Origin of the sequence: Methylobacter sp., from assembly GCF_036845245.1 — a bacterium.
GTDB lineage: Bacteria > Pseudomonadota > Gammaproteobacteria > Methylococcales > Methylomonadaceae > Methylobacter_A.
The window spans coordinates 106,000-127,887 of record NZ_DAIUEH010000002.1 but is presented as its reverse complement, the minus strand read 5'-3'; the positions used below and the strand labels follow the sequence as shown (position 1 = coordinate 127,887).

Genomic DNA, 21,888 nt, shown 5'->3' with positions numbered 1-21,888 from the left:
CGTAACGTGAAGCGGCGTTGAAGCTTGCCTGTGATCCTAAGGATTCAGTTTTCGCTTCTCAACTAAACATTGCGCGAGTCCAGGCGTTTCAGTCCAGCCGCACTGGCCGGAAGATTGCCTTTCGCAAGCCGCCGTCTTGTAACAGGCATACTCCTCCCGATACTCGCAGGTCGTTGCGATGCCTTCGCCGGACGCCTCGACGCAGAGCTGTCCGCTGCATCCTGAGACGATGCATCCACCCAGGGGAAGAATATTATTCGTGGCAAACCTGTTATCCTTGGTTAATGTAAAGGTGCCGGTATAATCGCCACCGTTAATACTGTATTCGTAACTTCCGGCTGCCAAGTCATAAACGGACAAAGGAATATTTTTATCAAAAGCGCTTACATTAGCCGTACAGATAAAAGTGTTCGGTGGCACATCAGGGTTTTCGGCATGGACAGTAACTTCAAAGCGATTAGCAATAAGTCTTTGATTAATTTGTCCTAAAGTAAGGCAGCCTCCTATCCAACCTTTAACGTTTAAAAACACCTGGATGGGAAAAGAATCCGTGACGATGAGTTTAACTTCCGTTATCGGGGCTTTTTGCAATGGGTATCGATTTGCTGTTTTAAAACTCAGCAGCTCCCAGATGCCTTGTTCGTTATTTTTAAATACCGCACTCAGGAAATTTCCAGGTTGATCAGACGTATCAATGCGTGGAATCGTCAGGATTCTGTTCTGGTAAGTCGGATAGCTGTCGTTAGAATTGTTATCAATCGATTCCGCAAAGGAGGAACCGATTGATAACAAAACGGCCGCTATTGCTAAGTAAAAAATATTGAGTAAACGCATTGAAATTCTCCTTGTTAAAATTGAAAAAAGTGGAGAGAAAATGGATGGGTTGAGTTTTTTGTCTTTGCGGCTGAGTATACTCGTTACCATTTACAAATGCCGATGTTTTTCACGCTGGTTCCCAAGCTGGAACTCTCGTCGTTATACACAAGTCTATAAAAGCACGTCATTCCGGCAGGGATTGCCGGAATCCAGAGCACAGGGATGTGAATGCTCGTCATTAGGCAATTCCCGCGTTGCATGACTTACTGCCAGCTTGGACATTGCCCATTCATGGCTTCTGGATCCCGGCAATCCCTGCCGGGATGACGTTGTCACCCAGACACTTGTGTATAACGACGAGAGCTGGAGCTTGGGAACCAGAAAAATGATGGGAGTGGATTGGGCGACTGGACCCACCCAGATTCTCGCAATTACTTCTGCAACAACGTCAGCGAATCCGAGCCGTTTTACTTGTTACTCGCAACCGTCATCATATGGCGCTGCTTAATGGCCTGCGCCAATTGATGCACAGCCATCGCATACTTATCGCTGTTATTGTATTTCTTGATCACTTTAAAATTGGGATGAACGTGCCAGTATTCACTACCTTTATTCAAGCTCAGCTCAATAGTCGATCCGTTGCTGAAGCTTTTGGTTTGATTGGCTACCGGCATACTGTTTTGCCAGCCATTACGCGAGAAATAATGCGCTACGCTGCCGATCGCATCGCACTGGTCCCACAGGTTGCGATGCCCGTCGTTGTTGAAATCGACCGCCAAGGTGCGGAAACTGCTGGGCATGAATTGACCGAGGCCCATTGCCCCGGCCCACGAGCCGACCGGTTGCAGCGGATCGTAGTCTTCCTCGCGGGTCATCAATAAGAAGTTTTCCAGTTCCGCAGTAAAAAACTTGGCGCGCCGCTGGGTATCGAATGCCAATGTCGTCAGCGCATCGAGAATACGCGTTTTGCCGACATTGCGGCCGAAGAAAGTTTCCACACCGATAATCGCAACGATATATTCCGGGTCAACACCGTAAGCGGCGCTGGCTTTTTGGATGGTATCGGCATTGTTGCTCCAAAACACGGCGCCATTATTGATATGCGCTTCGGTAAGAAATTGCTGGCGGTAGCGCGTCCAGCCTCCGACCTTGGGCACGCCGGGTTTAGGGCCCTGGTATGGCGGCGGGTTTTCCAGGCGAATCACATAATCCAGGCGCTTGGCTTGGGCGAACAGGCTGTTTAAAAAGCTTTCCGAAAATTTGTGTTCCTGCACCATATGCCGGATAAAGTTTTTTACCGGCAGCCTGTTGCTGTAAGTCCCTGTCGTTAAGTCCTGAGTTTGATATTCAGGGACATTATTAGAAATATGATCGGGGATAGCGGTGCTGTTTTGATAGGGTGCGTCGGTCTTGACTGCCGGATTGTTCGCGCATCCGGCAAGGGCCAGTGTTAAAGCCAGTTTTAATAAGCGTTTATAGCTTGTGTTGTTCACTGTTATCTCTTTAGTTAAATATATTCATCTAGGGAATTGTTCTTTATTACGAGCTTTACTTCATTTTTATCTTTAAGCCGGCACTGCAAAAAAATACGTGGTCGCAATGCTGGCCCATTAATTGGGCGGCTTTGCCTGACAGGTCGACAAATTGTCGGGCCAGGCGGTTGTCGGGAATGATGCTCAACCCGACTTCGTTATGCACTAATACGATGTCGCAAGATAACTGTAGCACTGCCTCCAGTTCTTGCAAAATTTCCGTTTCGGGAATTTGGTGATAAAGCTGGTTGTTCAGCCACATCGATACGCATTCAACCAATACCGGTCCTTGGCATTTTTGCAATACATCGAACAGTTTAACGGGTTCTTCGATAGTGACAAATAAATCTTGGCGGCGTTGTTGATGAATCAGGATTCGCGCCCGCATCTCGTCATCAAAGAACTCGGTAGTCGCCAGATAATAAGGCTTGGCGGCTGGCGCTTGCTCTAAAATATAGGCCTCCGCCAGCCGGGACTTGCCGCTTTTGATGCCGCCTATGAACAGTGTTTTCATCACAGCAAGGCTCCGGCTGTCAAAAGACTTAGAACGATCAGATTAATGCCTGTTTTCATTTGCAATGCTTGGGCTAAAGTAGATTGATCGACCGGGTTGATCGGCAAGCCCAGCGTCGGTTTATGTTTGATTTTGCCGTGATAACTGGCATCGCCGCCCAGCGCAACGCCCAAGGCGCCAGCCATTGCCGCGATGGGGTAACCGGCATTGGGGCTTTCCAGTTTATTGCCATCCCGCAATAAGCATTGCCAGGCGCGTTGTTTGTCTTCTGCCAATAACACAATCAGCAACGCGGTCAGCCGTGCAGGAATGTAATTGGCAATATCATCCACTATCGCCGCCGTTTTGCCGAAATAAAAATAGCGCCCGGTTTTATAGGCAATCATCGAATCCATGGTGTTGATGGCTTTATAAACCGCAATCCCCGGCAATCCGAGCAACAGTAGGTAAAACAGCGGCGCGATCACGCCGTCGCTGAGATTTTCCGCCCAGGTTTCCAATCCGGCTTTATAGATTTCGGTTTCGGTCATGTTTTGGGTGTCGCGGCTGACCAGATAGCTTAAGGCCTGCTTGGGTTGCTCGGCAGTCAACAATGCGGCGACGCTTTCATGCAGCATATTCATCGCCAGGCCGGTGGAAGCAAACATCGCCAAAACTATCAGCGACAGCCGGCTTGGCAAAAGGCCGCACAGATAAACCAGGGTGACGCTGATCAATAAAGCCAGCGTAATTAAGCCAATCACCAATAATGCGCCGGGAAAAATGTGGTTGTCATAAAACCGCCGTTCAAACGCAGAGATAAAGTCCCCCATTAGCACCACCGGATGTTTGCAGGGAAATTCGCCAAAAAGCATATCGAAAAGATAGGCAAAAGCCGCTAATTCAAAAAACATCAGCTCGCCTGTAGCGCTTGCAAAATGGCGGTAATATCCAGATTTTCCGCGACCATATCGGCAAAGCCCTGAATTTCGGCCTCGCGATAATCGGCATAGGTATAGCCCCGATACTGCGGATTGATGGCTTTAAAATAACCGGTGCGAAACGCCTCATGATCGAACACACCATGCACATGGGTCCCGGAGCTTTGATTGCTCTGACAATACAGCGGGTACTTGTCCATACGGCCGCAATGGATTTCATAGCCGATGATGCCGGTGTATGAAAATAGCTGATACTGCCCACGTGCAAGGATTTTAGGGCTTTGATAAAGCACCTCATCGTCAATAAAACCAAGGCCTGTTTCGACAATGGCGATTTCATGTTCAATCGCATCGGGATCGTGCAAAGTCCGGCACAGCATTTGATAGCCACCGCAGATGCCGAACACCGGCTTGTTGAATTGCAAAATCTGCTCGAACAAGCCCTGATTTTTCAGCCATTGCAAATCGTGAATCACGGTTTTGCTGCCCGGCAGCAGCACCATATCGAAGCTTTCCAGTGGGCGGTAGGCGTGGATCAATTCGACATAAAGCTCGGGATCGGCCATCAACACATCGAGATCGTTATAATTGCTCAGGCCCGGATAGGCGATTACCGCGATGCGGATTTTGGCTTCGTCCAGGCGTTGCTGGTAATTGCGTAGCGACTGGGAGTCTTCCATGTCGATATTCAACGGTTTAAACGGCAGCACACCTAAAACCGGCACGCCGAAGCGCTCGGCGATGATTTTTTCGCCTTCGTCGAAGAAACGCCGGTCGCCGCGAAATTTATTGATCACCACGCCGATCAGATTGCTACGCATAACCGGGTCCATCAGCTCCAGCGTACCGTAAATCGACGCAAACACGCCGCCGCGCTCAATGTCCGCGACCAGGATATTTTTGGTATTAAAGCTATTGGCGACAAAGGTATTGGACAAATCCTTGTTCAGCAAATTCAACTCGACCGGCGAGCCCGCGCCTTCCGCAACCACCAGGTCATAGTCCTGCTGTAACAATGAAAAGGCCTGCTTGACCTGCTGTTTCAAGTTGTCGATTTCAGCATAATAAGCCGCAATCGACTGGTTTTGATAAACAAGCCCGTTAACAATCACCTGCACCGAACCGTTGCCGTGCGATTTAAGCAGCACCGGGTTGAACAGGTAGCTCGGCTCGACGCGCGCGGCTTCCGCTTGCAGACATTGCGCCCTGGAAATCTCCCGGCCTTCTTTGGTAACCGCAGAATTATTGGACACATTTTGCGCTTTAAATGGCGCGACTTTCAAGCCTTGATCGGCAAAAATCCGGCACAAGGCCATGACCAGCGTAGTTTTTCCGGCATCTGAACTGGTGCCGAATACGGCTAATGGTTTCATTGATAGTTTTGTTAAATGAGAAGAGCTTTGCACCACGAAGACACGAAGGACACGAAGAAAAAAATATAAAACTTCGTGCTCTTCGTGTCTTCGTGGTGAATTTTTTTATTTTTTAACGTTTTTAAAACTGTGAGCAAGTTGGGCAATTGCTCGCTCATCCTTGACCGCAAAACGCACATGGCTTTTATCCAGGCCTTCGAAATTGTCGCAGACGCGGATTAATATACGCGACGCTTCCAATTGCCCTTGCAACTGATAGCCATCGCCGCTGGCCAATCGTGCCAGCAAAAAATTAGCCTGCCCCGGATAAATCTTATCGAACAAACCGGAATCATGCAGCGCTTGATACAGTAAACCGCGTAAATGCGCGGTCTGCTGACGGGTCTGTTCGATGAATGCGGTATTTGCCAATGCCTGCTGCATATAAGTCATATCCAGGCTGGACAACTTCCATGCCGGTTCAAAGCGATGCAGTTCCTTGATCGCCGCTGTCGCCGCCAGAATGAAGCCGATGCGGATACCGGCGCAGCCGTAAAACTTGCTTAACGATTTGATTACATAAAGTTTATCGTAATGCGCTATGTGTTCTGTAACCGAGTCTGCTTGGCAGAAATCCAGGAACGACTCATCGATGATGATCGTGCAATCCGCGGCCTGCCATTTTGCCAACAACTCCTGCATCTCATAAAGCTGTCCGTCCGGCGTGGACGGATTAACAAAAATCACCGTGCTGTGTTCGGGAATATCCGACACTAACCGGTCGAACCGATTGACGTTATGCACAGTACAACCCAGCTCCCCGGCAATATGCGCATATTCGCCATACAAAGGCGCATATAAAGCCAAATCTTTCGGTTGCAAGCTGCGCAACAGGGCGAAGATCGCAGCACTCGCGCCATTATATAGTTCAATATCAACGCCCGAAGGAATCGGATAGCGCTGCCTGATCGCCTGTTTTAACAAGCCGTAATCAGGGTCGGCATACGGTGTAAGCTGAACATTTTGTAAACAGCTCAAGTCGACCGCTTGCACCGGGTTAATGTTGGCCGAAAAATCCAGCACTTGTTCCGGCAGGCAGCCGAGCCGCCGGGCGAACTGATAAATATTACCGCCGTGGTTCATTATAAATTGATGTATTCGATATAAAGATAATCGTCAGCCCGGCGCATTTTATGCACAGAGCCGGAGTCAATCCGCAATTGAAACGAATTGGCTAAAGGCAAGTTCAATGCACGCGCCAGCAAGGCTCGAATAACGCCCGCATGGGTTATCACCAAAACCTGCTCTGCTTCTGTGGCTAGTAAATCCTGCCAAAAGCTGTCTGCACGCCGATATAAATCTTCAAAATTTTCGCCGTTTGGGGGAGCTGCGCTAACGAAGTTATTCATCCAATGCTGCAAAACATCGGCCTCAATGTCGTCAAAGCGCTTGCCTTCCCAATCGCCGAAATCAAGCTCCTGCAAACGCTGATCGGTGGTCACCGTATCTGAAAAAGTCTCCGCTAATTGCAGGCAGCGGGTTAGCGGACTGCTGTAAACTTTGCAGTCTTCAGCAAACTCGGGCAGCTTGTCATGCAGAGCCGCCATTTCGTCGGGAAAACTATCCGCCAAGGCCACATTGCTTTGACCGTAACACAGGCCCGGATCGGTAGCCGTTTGGGTGTGGCGAATTAAATAAATATCCATAAGGCACTCACGCTTAAGTAAAAAACAGTTTCGGCAACTTGCTGGCTTGCGCCCAAGCAATCGCCGGTATAGCCGTCGATACGGCGGTAAAAATAATGCCCCAGAACTAGGGTCGCAAGCAGCACAGGAATGATTGCCAGCACAGATAAAGTCGGCAGCAATGCCAACGGCAATAACGCGGCGGCAGCGGCAAAAGCCAGCTCCCGGAGATTGGGCTTATAAACTGCTCCGGATGCTTTGCTGTCATTTCCGCGTGCGTATTCATAACGCTGCATCAGCAACAACGGCGACAAACGGCTGATGCTGTGCCCGGCCATTAAGATTAAAGGCACGGCGGCGGCAGGGATTGCGCTTAGCACGCTGATTTTCAGTAACAGCAACAATAATAGCCCTAGAAATCCGTAAACTCCGGTATGGGAATCTTTCATGATTTCCAGAATGCGCTGTTTATTCATGCCGCCGCCGAAGCCGTCGCAGACATCGGCAAAGCCGTCTTCATGTAATGCGCCGGTCATCAAAATACCGGCGATTAGCGCCAGGATCACAGCCGTAGTCTGCGGCCAAACTAAATCCGCCAAGTAAAAGCTTAATGCCGCGACGCCGCCAACCAGCCAACCGATCAACGGCAAGTAGACGGCCGCATAAGGCAACTGCTTGAAGTCCAAGGCTTGAGGATGAGGTAAGTGGTCGCATCGGTTCCCTACCGCTTGCGACACTTCCGCCATCCCTGGCAGTCGGGTGTAGAAACTGAGGGCTAACAGGAATAGTTTTAGATGGGACATGATGCTGGGTATGTTCCATCTATCCAATTCAATTTGAGCGGTTTCGAGCTGTTGATCTTCATTTGTATTTTTTCATAACCGTTTTATGACTTACTGTATTTAGCTCAACTGCTTTATAGGCTTGCCATTTTTTTTGCGTTTCTTCACGCCAGAAACCGTGAATCTTTCTCTTTTAATCCTTCACCTGATTTTTTAATGGTCAACTCCGGCCTCAGCGAATGTAGCCATCTCGTTCAAAAACGCCACAGCCGATTGCAGCAGCGGATAGGCCAGGGCAATACCGGAACCTTCGCCCAAGCGCAATTCCAGGTTCAGCAAGGGCTTTGCGTTGAACTGGTTCAATAAAGCCTGATGGCCCTGTTCGCTGGAAATATGGCTGAATACGCAATAATCCAGCACATGAGGATAGAGCTTGCTGGCAACCAGCAGCGCGGTGCCGGCAATGAAGCCGTCGACTAAAATAAGCATTCCGAGTTCGGCGGCTTTAAGATAAGCCCCCACCATCATTGCGATTTCAAAACCGCCGAAAGTGGCCAGTACGTCTAAAGGTTCTGTTACATCTTTATGCTTATTTAACGCTCGCTGCAATACGATTACTTTATGTTGCAGCTGCCCATTGTTTAATCCGGTGCCGCGACCTACGCAGCGCACCAAGGACAGGCCGGTTAAGCGATGCATCATCACTGCTGCGGATGAAGTATTACCGATACCCATTTCACCAAAGCCGATGCAGTTACAGCCGCTTTGATGTTGCCGCAAAACCTGATCCGCTCCAGCCTGCAAGGCTTTGGCGCATTCCTCGGCTGTCATTGCAGGCTGGGTCAAAAAATTTTGGGTGCCTTTGCCGATCTTTGCATCAATCAGTTTAGTGTGACTGTTCAAGTCGGCGTTGACGCCGGCATCGACAATCAATAATTCTATGTCGTGTTGGCGAGTAAGAACGCTGATCGCTGCGCCACCGGTCAAAAAGTTGGCGACCATTTGCGCGGTAACGGTTTGCGGGTAAGCGCTGACTCCGGCTTCAACAATGCCATGATCGCCGGCAAAAATGAGCATGCATGGTTTGTTTAAACTCGGGGTCAGGCTGTTCTGGCACAGCCCGACATGTAACGCCAGCGATTCCAATTGACCCAAAGAACCCCGCGGCTTGGTTTTTTGGTCGATTTTAGCCTGTAAAGCGGAACGCAATGTTGAATTGAGCGGAGAGATGGCAAAATTTAGCGGCACGGTGTATTCCAAACGTTTTCAAATAATAGGTCTTTAAGGTCTTTACGATCGGCCCAGTGCTCTTGTTCCAGCATCGGTTTGTCGTAGAACTTGTCCACATGGCCGAGACATAAAACCGCAAACGGCTGACTGTCTTCGGGCATTTTTAACAGGGTTTTCAAGGCTTCGGGTTCGAACATCGATACCCAGCCCAAGCCGATGCCTTCCGCCCGTGCCGCCAGCCACATATTTTGTATTGCGCAGGCCAGGGAGGCCAGATCCATTTCCGGCAAGGTGCGACGGCCGAATATATAGTGTTCCCGCTGTTCGCACAAGGCCGCAACCAGCACTTCCGGGCATTCCAGTATGCCTTCCACTTTCAGCCTCATGAACTCGTCTTCGCGTTCGTTTAAAGCTTTGGCGGTATGGATACGTTCCTGTTCGACCTGTGCATGTATGGCTTCGCGAAGCTTCGGACAGCTGATGCGCATAAACCGCCAGGGCTGCATAAAACCGACGCTGGGCGCATGATGCGCGGCATTCAGCAGGCGGAGCAACAGCTCGGGATCGATAGGATCGGGTAAAAAATGGCGCATATCGCGACGCTCATAAATAGCCCGATAGACGGCTGCGCATTCCGCGTCAGAGTATCGGTTTTGATTATTTTGCGGTAGGTGCATCGCACTCAATTGTCATCGTGGGTGAAGCAATAAGGAAAATTGAATAAGTTTCGGCAGCATGTAAATAATGTTACGCCTCAATCCTGGGCTGTCCATTGGGGGTTCCATACAATCTCCCATAGATGCTGGTCAGGGTCCTGGAAGTAACCGGCGTAGCCGCCCCAAAAAGTGTCGTGGGCAGGCTTCACAATAACGGCTCCTGCATGTTCCGCCTGCGCCATAACTGCGTTAACTTCCGCTTTTGACGAGACGTTATGTCCCAGTGTAAATTCAGTAGGGCTTGCACTGCTTAGAGGAAGGCCTGAGTCGTGAGAAATGCTTTTGCGCGGCCAAACGGCCAGCTTCAGACCGGCCTGTAAGTCAAAAAAGGCCACCGCTCCCTGTTCGAATTCCTTACCGATAATGCCTTCCGTCATCAAACCAAGGCCATCACGATAGAAACGAAGCGATATCTCGATATCGTCCACGCCTATGGTAATGACAGTAATTCTAGGTTTCATGAGCATCTCTATGAGGTCTAAACATTATACGGATGAGCCGCTTCAAAACCATGCACTTTGGCTTTGGTCGTAAAAACCGGCGGGGTCCAGCTATCTTGTTTTTGTCCGGCCAGAAATTCCGCCAGCCATAAGGCCTGGTTGCGTATCGGCAAAATGAAGGCGTAAAGCTTCCCGTTCGGCAACTCGGCGACATCGCCCAGCGCGTAAATGGACTCGTCACTGGTCTGCATCTGCTGGCTGACCTTGATGCCGCGGCCTACTTCCAGGCCTGCATGTTCCGCCAATTCGGTACGCGGTTTAAATCCGCAGGCGACTATCAGTCCGTCAAACTCGGCGGTCACGTCGGTTCTTACGCAGACCTTGTCTTCCTCTTTGATAAATTCCTTTACCGCTTGATTTAACAACACCTTAACGCTGGCGTCTTGCAACACTTTAAGTAATAAAGCCGAATCTTCGGCTACCAGTTGACGCTCCATTAATCGATCCATCGCATGAAACAGGGTGACATTATCGCCTGCCACCGCTAAATCGGACGCCACTTCGCAACCGATTAAACCGCCTCCGACCATCGCCCAGTTAGGCCGTTGGTTCTGACTTAACAGCTCCTGCCGAAATTTACGCAGCGCTTTCAAATCGACCAGACTGTTCAAGCAAAAAAACAGCTTTTCGTACGGTCTGAACGGCGGCGGAATGAACGCGGAAGATCCCTGTGCAAGTATCAATTTATCGTACTGCAGCTCTTTTTCCTGACAGGAACCATTGATGGCAATGGATTTATCGGCGCGATTAATAGCCGTTACTTCCGCCCCGCACAGCACATTGATATTATTTTCGCGTAGTCTGTCAAAGGGCTTCAGGATGATCGATTGCTCAATATCGGTCTTGGTAAAACCACGAGACAGTAACGGCCGCGAATAATAGCCGTCATGCTCCCTGGTCACCAGCGTAACCTCGTCCTCATCGCTTGATAACGCGCGGTACTTCTCGGCAAAGCTGACTCCGGCTACGCCTGAGCCGATTATAACAATATGCATACTTTTCCCCGGTAAGGATTGATTAGCCCAGCAAATCGTATTCGCTTTTTTCTACGCCGCATTCGGGGCAACGCCAATCATCAGGGATGTCTTTCCATAAAGTGCCTGGTGCAATACCGGAATCAGGATCGCCTTCCGCTTCATCGTAAATGTGACCGCAAACGCCGCACTGGTATTTTTTGTAATCAGGCATGATTATTCCTTGGTTAATGTTTAAAGAACGGCTGACTTTAACAGGTCTATGTTAATTTTCAATCCGAATCTACGGCTTTCAATCTATACAACGCCGAAATATCCTCATCGCCGTAACCTTCAGCCATTAACCGCTCGTAATCTGCAATCGTCATATCGACCAGCGTGCTCGATGCGCCGGTTTGTTTCGCCATGCTTTGGCAGATAAGCAGGTCTTTATGGTGCAATGCAAGTTTAAAGCCCGGAGCGAAGATACCTTGGGTCATCGTGGAACCGCGATGCTGTAAAAACCAATTGCCGGATGCACCGCCGGAGATCACTTCGATCACTTTCTCCATCGGCAAACCCTGAGCTTGCGCGAAAGCCAGCGCTTCAGTCACCGCCTGATTGATGCCCGCGCCCATGATTTGGTTAACCGCCTTGGTGGCTTGGCCCGAGCCGGTTGCGCCCATGTGCATAATGCAACGGGTCATGGTTTCCAGTACCGGGCGGGCTTTTTCCAGTACTGCCGAACTACCGCCGACCATCATCGCCAGCGTGCCGTTTTTAGCGCCCTCAACGCCGCCGGATACCGGCGCATCGAGAAAAGCCGCATGTTTTTGGGCCAAGATAGCGGCCGCTTGTTTGGCGGTATCGCTGCTGACCGTAGACATATCGACGACAATTGTGCCGGGCTTTATGGTATTGGCTATCGCCTCAACCATTGCCAGCACATCCTGGTCGGCCGATACGCAAATCAGCACGATATTGACGTTTGCCGCGAGGTCTTCCGGCTGGTCGAACGCGATGACACCCAATTCTTCGGCCAAGCTTTGCGTCTTTGCTGCGGTGCGGTTATAAACGCCGGTTAAGTACCCGGCCTTAGCGATATTCCTGGCCATGCCGATGCCCATCGCACCTAAGCCGATCATGCCTGCTTTCATAGTATTTCTCCAAGGTTGTATACGCCTAAAAAATCAGTGGAAGTATATGGAAACCGTTCGTGCTGAGCTTGTCGAAGCATGGGCGGTTTTCACTCCACCCTATTTGGATGCTCAACTGATTTTTTAGGTTAAAACTATTAGTTTAACCGACTCGTATTACTTGGGGCAGCCTTCCATTTTATAAATAGCATAACCGTTCTTGTCGATGTCGGCTCTGATGGCTGCCGGGGCTTCGACGCTATGATAGAAGAAGCAATTCTCAGGGGTAACGATAGCATCTTCCAGACCAATGCCGGTTAGCCATTGTTTGGCGTAGGCTATCGCTTTTTGCTGGTCCTGTTCGTCTAATACGACATTAAAATGCAGTTTCTTGCCTTGAGCGGTTTTTGCGTAGGTGTCGAATACATGTGAGATGGGCATCGGTTTTCTCCCTTGTTACTGAATCGGGTAGCGTGCTCACGTAACTTTGAATAAAGCATTGAGCTAAGAAAAGATACTATTTTGCTACCAAATAGTGCTGACAGGATACTGAGCAATTAACTTATCCGATGTCAGAATAGTCAAACCATGTTCTATTGCTTGGCATACCAGCATCTTATCGAAAGGATCTCTGTGATGGTTAGGTAGATGGCTCAGATGGTAAACAGACTTGTCGTCGAGAGATAGAATTTCAATGAAATGTTGATTGCATTGCTGGCTGATAAAATATTCCGGCTCACTGGGCAAAGGCGGTTTTCCCAACTGATATTTTACAACGATTTACCAGATCGATACGCTGCTTAGATAAACGGAATTGTCGGTGTTTTGGAACAGTGTCTTTGCTTGATCGCTTAAAGCCTGATCATCGTTGTCAACCATAAAAAAGCACAGGTATCCAACAGCAGTTTCATTTACTTGCCTTCAAAAGCATCAAGGACTTCATCCTGCAACGGCTCAAAGAAACTGTCCGGCGTTTGGAAAATCTCTTTTGCCAAACCGATAGGGCGCTGTTTAGGTAAAGCATTGGCTTCATGCTTCAAGCCCAAGCGGAAATAATGTATCAGATCATAGACTTCGGCTAGTTTCTCGCTGGGAATTTGTTTGATTTCATTGATGATTTGTTCTTGCAGCATGATAGCCTCGCGTAGCATTTTTCAAGTATCACAAAAGCTTAACCAACGTAGCAATAACAGCCGCTTGAGCGATTAATGACCCTGCCATCCATTTAATAAGATCGACCTTAAGATCGGACGTTACCTTGTCTATTTTCGCTTCCAAACGCAATTCCATTTCCCGCAGGTCTCGGGCGCTGACCAAGTCGGTTTCGCCTTGCGCGGTTTTAAAAGCATCGGAAACCGCTTCGGCTTGCTTGGCCTCAAAGCCGGCAGCAATGAGCTTGCTGATGAATTGGTGAGTGTCGAATGTTATAACAGCCATACAAGCTTCCTGAAATGGTGATGTGTTTGGTGTAGGTAAATCTACATTTAATGGATGGTGTACGCAACCTGTTCCGTCTATATAACACTGTGCCATAGGAGCCGATGAGTTCATGAATCACGTGACCCGTATCGTAAGCGGCTTATGGGACTGAAAATTCAGCAAGTTTCCGGCAATCTTTCGGCAAACGCCATCCCGCATTTTTATAAGGTCTATCCTGATTCAACAACTCGCAACTATATATTCGGTAAATTCCGTTGCGATGAAAACGCTTCAAACCCACTCCGCCTCAATCCCATTATCTTCGCACCATTCCCCGGCCAGACGCGCCAGTTCCTGCTGCTCGAACGCGTACCAAGCATCGCTTAAATCGGTGTGATCGTGCAAAGTGTCCTTGAACTGACGGAACGGTTTGCGGCGGTTAAGCGCGTCCCTGAGCTTATCCGCCTGCTTAGTCTCGCCGAGGCTGTCAACGAAGTCTTCCATGATTTGGAAAGATTCATGGGAGGCCAAGGGATCGATCTGGCGATAACGCGGATTGTCTTCCAAGTCTTCCGGCAGGTCGCCTTCGTCGATACCTTCGGTGCTGAGCAGGATGTCGCCGGTCTCGGTGTCCAGGTAAAAGCCGCCTTCCACCATGTCGAAACGTGTGGTCAGGGCTTGGATAATGTCGTCAAGATTGATTTTTAGGGAAGTCATGAGGTTTCCACTTTCTTTCAATTTGAGTTTTGTTGATTACGCTCAGCAAGCGGTTTAAGGCTAAACCGACGGGTGTCGCTCAACATACTCCAGGGCCGCTTTCGCTAGCAGGCCGGAACGGGTGTCTCCGAAACGGGTTGCTGCTTGATCGATTGCAGTCAAAACCCGCTCCGGCAGGGTAATATTTACGCGTTTGGCTTTGCCGGACAGCTTGGACAAATCCACTTCCACAACGGCCCAAATCCAGCCGGCAAACTCGGGGTCTGCTTGATGCTTGGCAATGGGCGCGGCTTCCGGAATAGGTTTACCATCCTCGATAACCGATTCCATCCATAATTCGATAGCTTCCTTGGCGTTGACGATTGCCTCGTCCAAGCTATCGCCCGCCGAAAAGCAGCCCGGTAGGTCGGGTACAACGACTCCATACGCATGGGTTTCATCGCCTGATTCAATTGCAATTGGGTATCTCATTTCAAATCCGCCTGTTTCAATAGTTTGTTCACCAGTCTAATCTTAATTTTCAAGCATGTTTTGATTTCCCCTCACCCAACCCTCTCCCTTTGGAGAGGGCTTTGCATTGCTTAATCGTTCTAGCGCAAGACCTGAAAAACAAGCGCTCTCCTATTTCTCCAAATAAGTATAAGACGTCAGCCCCGCAACCAGCTCCTGCTCATATTCCTGCCGCTGTTGCTCACTCAGATCGCTGTTAGCCAGTTTTTCCCGGTAGGCGGTTTTCAAATCTTCACTATTAATATGTACATAATCGAGCAATTCAGAGACATGTTCGCCTTCATGCAGATCATTGAAATGGTAGCCCTGGTCATTGAGTTCTATGTTAATCGAATGGGTGTCGCCAAACAGGTTGTGCATGTCGCCTAAGATTTCCTGGTACGCGCCGACCATAAAAAAGCCGATCAGGTACGGCTCATTACTGTCGATTTGATGCACCGGCAGGGTTTTTTCAATATTCTGCCCGTCGATATATTGATCGATGCGGCCATCGGAATCGCAGGTTAAATCCTGGATAACGGCGCGGTGCGTAGGTTGCTCGTCCAATCGGTGAATCGGCATGATCGGAAAGATTTGATCGATGCCCCAGATGTCGGGCATGGACTGGAACAGCGAGAAATTACAAAACACCTTGTCGGCCAATTTCTCGTTCAGCTCCTGCAAGATGGCGTCCTCGCTTTGATTATTGGGATTCAGTTTGGCCTGGAGCTGGCGGCACAGCAGCGCATAATTGTTCTCCGCTTCGGCCAGTCCGGTAATGCTGAGTTTGTCCTGGGTGAACTGGGCTCGGGCTTCGGATAAATCGAATTGCGCATCGTGAAAATGCTCGACCAGGTTGTGCGGCTCCGGTAGGGCTTGCAGTTCGGCATGGTTGGTGTAAACCGATTCGATATCGGTCACGTTGGTGATTAGCACCGCGTGATGAGCGGTCAGCGCGCGGCCCGATTCGGTGATGATGTCCGGCTGCGATACCTGTTTTTCGGCGCAAATATCGGCAAAACTGCGCACGATATTCTGCGCGTATTCATCCAGGCTGTAGTTGATTGACGATTCGCGCCGCGAATGGCTGCCGTCGTAATCCACGCCCAGCCCGCCGCCGGCATCGACGACTTTGATCCCTGCACCCAAACGATGCAGTTCAACATAAAACTGTCCGGCTTCTTTCAAGGCTATTTTGATGTCGTGAATGTTGGCGATTTGCGAACCCATGTGAAAGTGCATCAGTTTCAAGGTATCCAGCAAACCGGCCTGCTTAAGGCGCTCGACCAGCAACAGCAACTCATGGGCGTGAAGCCCGAATTTGGATTTTTCGCCGCCGCTGTTTTGCCATTTTCCGGCGCTGATGCTGGACAGCCTGACCCTGACGCCCAATTGCGGCTTGATGTTAAGGCGCGCCGCTTCCTCGATAATCAGTTCCAGCTCTAAAGGCTTTTCAATGACCAGATAAAGATTTAGCCCCATTTTCAGGCCGATCAGCGCCAGACGGATATAAGCGCGGTCTTTGTAGCCGTTGCAGATCACCACGCCTTTATTGGATAGCGCCATAATCGCCAACAATTCCGGCTTGCTGCCCGCTTCGAGGCCGATGTTGTCGGCCGCCAAAATGCCTTCAACGACTTTGCGTTGCTGGTTGACCTTGATCGGGTAAACCGGCGTGTAGCTGCCTTGATAATCGTTATTGACGCAGGCTTTTTGGAAGGCGTTGGATAGCTGGGTCACGCGGTCTTTTAAAATATCGGTAAAGCGCACCAGCACCGGCAAGGATAGCTTTTTGTCGTTTAGCGATTGAGCGATTTCGTACAAATCCAGCACCACGTCCTTATCGGAGCAAGGCTTTACCGAGACATGCCCGTCGGCGTTGATGGAAAAATAGCCTTGTCCCCAGTTATCTATCGCGTAGGTTTGTGCAGACTGCTCGGTAGTCCAGGTTTTGCCATGACTTAAATTCACTATTTAACTCCGTTTTATGCCTAAAAGATGCCGAATTCTAATATAATGCCCGCTTATTTATTTGTTTATTTTTTCCAGGAATCCACACTATGAATCCATCTGAATGGTTTACCGAGCAACACTCAGACGCCGGCTCGGCCTTTTCGCTAAAAATTAAACAAAAGCTGCACGAGGAGCAATCCGAGTTTCAACACCTTGAAATCTATGAGACTGAAACCTTCGGTAATTTGATGATCATCGACGGTTGTACGATGGTATCAACCCGCGATAACTTTTTTTACCATGAAATGATGAGCCATCCGGCTATATTCACTCATCCCGATCCAAAAAGAGTGTGGATTATCGGCGGCGGCGACTGCGGCACGTTAAGGGAAGTGTTAAAACATCCATCGGTAGAGCACGCGGTGCAGATTGATATTGACGAGCGGGTCACGCGTCTGGCGGAAATTTATTTTCCGGAGTTATGCGAATCCAATAACGACCCCAGGGCCGATTTGAAATTTATCGACGGCATTAAATGGGTGAAAGACGCCGAGCCGAATTCGGTGGATATTATTATCGTCGATAGCACCGATCCGGTCGGCCCGGCTTTAGGCTTGTTCAGCGAAGAATTTTACCGCGACTGCTTCGCCTGTTTGTCGGAAAATGGCATGGTCGTACAGCAAAGCGAGTCGGCGCTGTATCACATGAAGCTGATCGGCGAGATGCGTGATGCAATGAGTAACGCCGGTTTGAGCCATTTGCAGACCTTGTTCTTCCCGCAATGCCTGTATCCTTCCGGCTGGTGGAGCGCAACGATTGCCGGCAAAGGCGATCTGAGCAAGTTCAGGGAAGCGGATAGCGCGAACAAGCCGTTCGACACGACTTACTACAACGTCGATATACACAAAGCGTCTTTGGCGCAGCCTGAGTTTGTTAAAAAAGCGTTTAATTTATAAGCAGATTTTTCACCACGAACGACTGCATGGATGCAGGAGGTAGAGCAATGCAGGAGCAATTGCCGAGGCACGAAGAACACGAAGACAAACAATAAAACTTCGTGTTCTTCGTGTTCTTCGTGCCTTCGTGGTGATGCTTTTATAGGTTTGCCCGACTAATCCTCTTATTACTATGAGATTACCCTAATGTTTGATCCTAAATCCCTTGACGATATTGCCAGCCGTCTGGCCGGCGCGATACCTCCCGGCTTGAACAGCCTGAAAGAGGATCTTGAAAAAAGCTTCCATGCCATTTTGCAAGGCGCATTAGGCAAGCTGGACTTGGTGACCCGCGAAGAGTTCGAAGTGCAAAAGCTGGTGTTGGCGAAAACACGGTCAAAGCTCGAAGACCTGGAAAAGCGCGTCGCCGAGATGGAACAGCAAGTGTTAAGCAAGGAAGACACGCACACATCCGCTCCGGACTGATTACAACATCCCCGACAGTCGTAGTCGCATACACATTGTCATGTCCTTAGCCGTTATTTACAGTCGCGGTCGCTCCGGCATAGAAGCGCCGTTGGTGACCGTTGAGGTTCATGTTGCCAACGGTCTGCCCGCATTGAATATTGTCGGCCTGCCGGAAGCTGCGGTTAAAGAAAGCAAGGACCGGGTCCGGGGCGCGATTTTAAATTCCAAGTTCGAATTCCCGATGCAGCGGATCACCGTCAATTTGGCTCCGGCTGATTTGCCTAAGGAAGGCGGCCGATTCGACTTGGCTATCGCATTGGGCATACTGGCCGCATCCGGCCAAATTCCGATAGCTCATCTTCATCATTACGAATGTGTCGGCGAATTGTCATTGGGCGGCGAACTGCGAGCTATCAACGGCGTGTTGCCGGTTGCGATACAAGCCCGGAACAACCACCGGAAACTGATACTGCCGAAGCAAAACACCGCCGAAGCGGCGCTGGTCAAGGATATTGAAATCATCCCTGCCATGCATTTGCTGGAAGTCTGCGCACATTTGACCGGGCAACACCTGATACAGGTCGAGTTTCAACAGGAAGATCGGGCTGTACCGATTGCCGATATCGACTTTGCCGATGTCCACGGCCAATATCACGTCAAAAGAGCTTTCGAAATTGCCGCAGCCGGCGCGCATAACCTGATTATGCTGGGCCCGCCCGGCACCGGCAAATCAATGCTGGCATCGCGCTTGCCGACTATCCTGCCGCAGTTGACTGAGCACCAGGCGCAGGAAACCGCAGCGATTGCATCGATCAGCGATCAGGGACTGGATGTCGCTAATTGGTTGAAGCCGCCCTACAGAAGTCCTCATCATACGGCTTCCGCGGCCGCGCTGGTTGGAGGCGGTGGAAACCCAAGGCCCGGAGAAATTTCGCTGGCCCACAACGGTACTTTATTTTTAGATGAATTGCCTGAATTCGACCGCAAAGTCTTGGAAGTATTAAGGGAACCGCTGGAGACAGGGCATATCACCATTTCCCGCGCCGCCCGGCAAGTCGATTTTCCTGCTCGCTTCCAATTAATCGCGGCGATGAACCCTTGTCCTTGCGGTTTTTTGGGCGACGCCTCGGGCCGCTGCCATTGCACGTCCGAGCAAGTGATGCGCTACCGGGCCAGGGTGTCCGGTCCGTTGCTGGACCGTATCGACATGCATCTGGAAGTGCCCAGAGTCTCGCATGAAGTATTGCGCAAAGGTTCGCCGGACGGCGAAGAAACCAGCGAGCAAATCAGGGGGCGCGTGGTTGCGGCTCGCAACGTGGCCGTTGCGCGGAGCGGCAAAGCCAATTCGGCGTTGACGGCTAAGGAAGTGAAACAGCTGTGCGTGCTGTCCGAGCAAAGCCACCAAATATTAGAACAGGCGATGGATAAATTCGGCCTGTCGCATCGGGCTTATCATCGGATTTTGAAATTGGCCCGGACCATTGCCGACCTTGCCGGATCTGAAAATATAGAAACCTCGCATTTAAGCGAAGCGATTAGTTATCGTAAGCTGGATCGTAGTGTTTAAAGCACATTGCTGTGTAGAATGTATATATGCTGGTTCCCAAGCTTGAGAGACTGTGAAAGTATTTTTGAAAATATGACGCATACTATTTAGTGACTTCTAAGTCATTGTTTTATTGATCGTGGGAGGGGCTTTAGCCCCGACTTTCGGGGCTAAAGCCCCTCCCACATGAATACTTTCACAGTCTCTTGAGCTTGGGAACCAGCTGAACTGAGGACAAACCATGATATTTTTTAAGCAACATAATCGGAGTCCTGATCATGAGTTTCACTATTGAACAAATTGCCGAAGAAGCGCTTGCGCTCCCTAGCGATGCACGCGCATTGCTTGCCGATCGATTGGTTGAGAGTCTTGACCCTTTGGAGGATGTTTATATCCGACAGCTTTGGGCGGCTGAGGCTCGTACTCGCCGTGACGATGTCAGAAGTGGTGTTGTGACTACCATCCCAGGACAGGATGCATTGGAGCGTGTGCGTAAATCTGTTGCAAAATGAGATTCGAGTTTCATCCGGAGGCGCTTTCCGAATATGAAGACGCCGCTCGATATTATGCAAGCTGTCAGCCTGGACTGGAGCTACGCTTCATGGCAGCAGTCGAGCATGTCATCCAGCAAATAATTGAAGCGCCGGAACGTTGGCCGATAATTGAAGATGACATTCGCCGATGTCTAACCCGCGTTTTTCCTTATGCGGTTCTTTATTCAATTGAAAAGGATTACGTGCTCATTCTTTCCGTCCTGCATTGCCATCGTGAACCTGGATATTGGCGTAACCGGTCTGTAAATAATCAGTAACTGATGTTACGCAGTTATTCGAATTTAGAAGACTGTACTAACAATTTTATTAAAAGTGTCGCTAGCGCGACGGTTATTTGAATCGGGTTTGTCGCACCCGAAGGCGAGTTACTTTCTTTTGCTCCGCCAAAAGAAAGTAACCAAAGAAAAGGCGGCCCGGTTGCCGCTTGCTTCCTGCGCTCCTCGCTTTTATCGAGGGTCAGCAGAAGGGGCTCCTGCCCCTCTGCTGACGTGCGGCCTCCCTGCCGCACCCCTAACGGGCTGTTCTGTGAAGAAGCGAGATATATGTCGTAAAGAGGGATTAACGGGGATTTGGCCGGAAGTGGCGGGATGATTAAGCTGAGCTTAGTTTTTGCTTAAATTTTACTCAATTTATTGATTGCGCGTCATTTGTCGGAAAATTAGCTTAAACCGATTATTTTTGTTGTTTATTTGGCGCAATTATATTTCATGGCCGTACCACCTTACGCGCCCCGCAATTTTTACCTCTTTTGCTTGCACTGAGCTGATTATACGCTTTTCATAACGCGGATTATCACTGATAACTATCAGTGAGCCGTCAAAGTCTTGCTGTATGCGTTTGACGCTAAGATGATGATCGGCTTGTATTATATAAATCGAGTCATCTTTAATGCTGTCAATGCTGACGTCCACCAACAGCAAGTCGCCATCATAGATAGTGGGCTCCATACTGTCACCTTTGGCCTTGATTAGCGCGCATTTATTGGATTGCAGGCCTTTTTGTTTTAACCAATCCTTTCTAAAGGCCATTTGGCTGATTTGCTGCTCTTGATCAACCAGTGAACCATGACCGGCCGAGGCTTCTACATCATAAAACGGCACCAGAGCCAGTTGATCTATATATGTTGACAGTTCCGCAACAGCTGATTTTACCAAATCGCTTTTCTCGCCCGCACTAAGCCATAACAGCTCCATAAAGCTTTCGAATGTTTTTTTAGGTAGAGCAACGCCTATTTCATTGGTTATTGTTGTAATGAGGCTTTGCGCTTCTTTAAATTCGGCGCAAAGCTGAAGCGTATCCGCTTGTCGGCGAGCCGCCGCTTCTTGATCACCGCCTTCAGCTTTTATGTTGTCTATCTTGATTCTCAGGCCGGGCGGCAGCTGCACGGCATCTTCCAGTAGCATCGGCCCTTCGCCAGTCATTAACCAATTGGCATTAATTCCAGCGTTAATAAAACCTGTTAGTGATTTAGCTCCTGGAGGACTTATATCCATTTCATAATTTTGGTATGTGCTAAACGATACTCCAGAAATGGAGCTTGCGTCCTTTTGACTTAGGTCTTTTGAGGCCCTCCATTCCTTTAATCTGGTTCCAATTGTCATGCATCAATTCCTTGGTGGAATTGATGCAAGGCGCTGATTTTAATTGATGCGCGCGCATCAATCCTAAGCA

27 protein-coding genes are annotated in these 21,888 nt (G+C 49.5%); 5 read left to right on the top strand and 22 right to left on the bottom strand.

Annotation, left to right across the window (positions count from 1 at the left end):
• Positions 1 to 36 precede the first annotated feature (36 nt).
• The 21 genes from V7051_RS01555 to speA all read right to left on the bottom strand — a co-directional run bounded on the left by V7051_RS01555 (position 37) and on the right by speA (position 16,732).
• On the bottom strand, positions 37 to 834 hold the full coding sequence (locus tag V7051_RS01555) for a hypothetical protein (RefSeq protein WP_333873129.1): 798 nt from the start codon (positions 832 to 834) through the stop codon (positions 37 to 39).
• A 449-nt stretch (positions 835 to 1,283) separates the two neighbouring features.
• Positions 1,284 to 2,309, bottom strand: coding sequence for a lytic murein transglycosylase (locus V7051_RS01550; RefSeq protein ID WP_333873128.1), 1,026 nt, complete (start codon positions 2,307 to 2,309; stop codon positions 1,284 to 1,286).
• Positions 2,310 to 2,364: 55 nt separating this feature from the next.
• Positions 2,365 to 2,862, bottom strand: coding sequence for a bifunctional adenosylcobinamide kinase/adenosylcobinamide-phosphate guanylyltransferase (locus tag V7051_RS01545; protein WP_333873193.1), 498 nt, complete (start codon positions 2,860 to 2,862; stop codon positions 2,365 to 2,367).
• Positions 2,862 to 3,755, bottom strand: a complete 894-nt coding sequence (gene cbiB, locus V7051_RS01540; protein ID WP_333873127.1) for an adenosylcobinamide-phosphate synthase CbiB — start codon at positions 3,753 to 3,755, stop codon at positions 2,862 to 2,864. The genes V7051_RS01545 and cbiB overlap by 1 nt, the downstream gene beginning before the upstream one ends.
• A complete protein-coding gene (locus V7051_RS01535) occupies positions 3,755 to 5,155 on the bottom strand; it encodes a cobyric acid synthase (protein WP_333873126.1) in 1,401 nt (466 codons plus the stop codon). Before V7051_RS01535 ends, cbiB begins: the two co-directional genes overlap by 1 nt.
• A 105-nt stretch (positions 5,156 to 5,260) precedes the next feature.
• Positions 5,261 to 6,277 (bottom strand): aminotransferase class I/II-fold pyridoxal phosphate-dependent enzyme, encoded by a 1,017-nt coding sequence (locus V7051_RS01530; RefSeq protein WP_333873125.1) that lies wholly within the window; start codon positions 6,275 to 6,277, stop codon positions 5,261 to 5,263.
• Complete coding sequence (gene cobC / locus V7051_RS01525) at positions 6,277 to 6,840, bottom strand: alpha-ribazole phosphatase (protein WP_333873124.1); 564 nt, start codon at positions 6,838 to 6,840, stop codon at positions 6,277 to 6,279. Before cobC ends, V7051_RS01530 begins: the two co-directional genes overlap by 1 nt.
• Complete coding sequence (gene cobS, locus V7051_RS01520) at positions 6,825 to 7,622, bottom strand: adenosylcobinamide-GDP ribazoletransferase (RefSeq protein ID WP_333873123.1); 798 nt, start codon at positions 7,620 to 7,622, stop codon at positions 6,825 to 6,827. Before cobS ends, cobC begins: the two co-directional genes overlap by 16 nt.
• Positions 7,623 to 7,814: 192 nt before the next feature.
• Positions 7,815 to 8,849: a nicotinate-nucleotide--dimethylbenzimidazole phosphoribosyltransferase gene (cobT, locus tag V7051_RS01515; protein WP_333873122.1), complete on the bottom strand. Its 1,035-nt coding sequence runs from the start codon at positions 8,847 to 8,849 to the stop codon at positions 7,815 to 7,817.
• Positions 8,840 to 9,508 carry a 5,6-dimethylbenzimidazole synthase gene (gene bluB, locus V7051_RS01510; RefSeq protein ID WP_333873192.1) on the bottom strand — a complete coding sequence of 223 codons (669 nt, stop codon included), beginning with the start codon at positions 9,506 to 9,508 and terminating at the stop codon, positions 8,840 to 8,842. Before bluB ends, cobT begins: the two co-directional genes overlap by 10 nt.
• A 77-nt stretch (positions 9,509 to 9,585) precedes the next feature.
• The gene (locus tag V7051_RS01505) at positions 9,586 to 10,008 is read right to left on the bottom strand and encodes a VOC family protein (RefSeq protein WP_333873121.1); all 423 of its coding nucleotides are present in this window, start codon (positions 10,006 to 10,008) and stop codon (positions 9,586 to 9,588) included.
• A 17-nt stretch (positions 10,009 to 10,025) separates the two neighbouring features.
• Positions 10,026 to 11,042: an NAD(P)/FAD-dependent oxidoreductase gene (locus tag V7051_RS01500; protein ID WP_333873120.1), complete on the bottom strand. Its 1,017-nt coding sequence runs from the start codon at positions 11,040 to 11,042 to the stop codon at positions 10,026 to 10,028.
• Between the two features lie 22 nt (positions 11,043 to 11,064).
• Positions 11,065 to 11,235 (bottom strand): rubredoxin, encoded by a 171-nt coding sequence (locus V7051_RS01495; protein ID WP_333873119.1) that lies wholly within the window; start codon positions 11,233 to 11,235, stop codon positions 11,065 to 11,067.
• 58 nt (positions 11,236 to 11,293) lie between these two features.
• Positions 11,294 to 12,157: an NAD(P)-dependent oxidoreductase gene (locus V7051_RS01490; protein ID WP_333873118.1), complete on the bottom strand. Its 864-nt coding sequence runs from the start codon at positions 12,155 to 12,157 to the stop codon at positions 11,294 to 11,296.
• A 156-nt stretch (positions 12,158 to 12,313) separates the two neighbouring features.
• Positions 12,314 to 12,577, bottom strand: coding sequence for a DUF2024 family protein (locus V7051_RS01485; protein ID WP_333873117.1), 264 nt, complete (start codon positions 12,575 to 12,577; stop codon positions 12,314 to 12,316).
• 84 nt (positions 12,578 to 12,661) lie between these two features.
• Positions 12,662 to 12,883, bottom strand: coding sequence for a type II toxin-antitoxin system VapC family toxin (locus tag V7051_RS24570; RefSeq protein WP_442919610.1), 222 nt, complete (start codon positions 12,881 to 12,883; stop codon positions 12,662 to 12,664).
• 164 nt (positions 12,884 to 13,047) lie between these two features.
• Entirely contained in the window at positions 13,048 to 13,269 is a 222-nt protein-coding gene (locus tag V7051_RS01480) for a hypothetical protein (protein ID WP_333873116.1), read from the bottom strand.
• A 28-nt stretch (positions 13,270 to 13,297) separates the two neighbouring features.
• Positions 13,298 to 13,573 carry a DUF1640 domain-containing protein gene (locus V7051_RS01475; RefSeq protein ID WP_333873115.1) on the bottom strand — a complete coding sequence of 92 codons (276 nt, stop codon included), beginning with the start codon at positions 13,571 to 13,573 and terminating at the stop codon, positions 13,298 to 13,300.
• Between the two features lie 273 nt (positions 13,574 to 13,846).
• Positions 13,847 to 14,272 (bottom strand): UPF0158 family protein, encoded by a 426-nt coding sequence (locus V7051_RS01470; protein ID WP_333873114.1) that lies wholly within the window; start codon positions 14,270 to 14,272, stop codon positions 13,847 to 13,849.
• A 60-nt stretch (positions 14,273 to 14,332) separates the two neighbouring features.
• On the bottom strand, positions 14,333 to 14,743 hold the full coding sequence (locus V7051_RS01465; RefSeq protein WP_333873113.1) for a type II toxin-antitoxin system HicB family antitoxin: 411 nt from the start codon (positions 14,741 to 14,743) through the stop codon (positions 14,333 to 14,335).
• A 150-nt stretch (positions 14,744 to 14,893) separates the two neighbouring features.
• The gene (gene speA / locus V7051_RS01460; protein WP_333873112.1) at positions 14,894 to 16,732 is read right to left on the bottom strand and encodes a biosynthetic arginine decarboxylase; all 1,839 of its coding nucleotides are present in this window, start codon (positions 16,730 to 16,732) and stop codon (positions 14,894 to 14,896) included.
• Positions 16,733 to 16,821: 89 nt separating this feature from the next.
• Here speA and speE point away from each other — a divergent pair, with 89 nt between their 5' ends.
• The 5 genes from speE to V7051_RS01435 all read left to right on the top strand — a co-directional run bounded on the left by speE (position 16,822) and on the right by V7051_RS01435 (position 20,474).
• Positions 16,822 to 17,670 carry a polyamine aminopropyltransferase gene (gene speE / locus V7051_RS01455; protein WP_333873111.1) on the top strand — a complete coding sequence of 283 codons (849 nt, stop codon included), beginning with the start codon at positions 16,822 to 16,824 and terminating at the stop codon, positions 17,668 to 17,670.
• A 186-nt stretch (positions 17,671 to 17,856) separates the two neighbouring features.
• Positions 17,857 to 18,135: a ubiquinone biosynthesis accessory factor UbiK gene (gene ubiK / locus V7051_RS01450; protein ID WP_333873110.1), complete on the top strand. Its 279-nt coding sequence runs from the start codon at positions 17,857 to 17,859 to the stop codon at positions 18,133 to 18,135.
• Between the two features lie 40 nt (positions 18,136 to 18,175).
• On the top strand, positions 18,176 to 19,684 hold the full coding sequence (locus V7051_RS01445) for a YifB family Mg chelatase-like AAA ATPase (protein ID WP_333873109.1): 1,509 nt from the start codon (positions 18,176 to 18,178) through the stop codon (positions 19,682 to 19,684).
• Between the two features lie 257 nt (positions 19,685 to 19,941).
• Complete coding sequence (locus V7051_RS01440) at positions 19,942 to 20,175, top strand: addiction module protein (protein ID WP_333873108.1); 234 nt, start codon at positions 19,942 to 19,944, stop codon at positions 20,173 to 20,175.
• The gene (locus tag V7051_RS01435; RefSeq protein ID WP_333873107.1) at positions 20,172 to 20,474 is read left to right on the top strand and encodes a type II toxin-antitoxin system RelE/ParE family toxin; all 303 of its coding nucleotides are present in this window, start codon (positions 20,172 to 20,174) and stop codon (positions 20,472 to 20,474) included. Before V7051_RS01440 ends, V7051_RS01435 begins: the two co-directional genes overlap by 4 nt.
• A 441-nt stretch (positions 20,475 to 20,915) precedes the next feature.
• On the opposite strand, the gene V7051_RS01430 is transcribed toward V7051_RS01435, so the two are convergent.
• Positions 20,916 to 21,818: an XRE family transcriptional regulator gene (locus V7051_RS01430; RefSeq protein ID WP_334181107.1), complete on the bottom strand. Its 903-nt coding sequence runs from the start codon at positions 21,816 to 21,818 to the stop codon at positions 20,916 to 20,918.
• Positions 21,819 to 21,888: the final 70 nt, after the last annotated feature.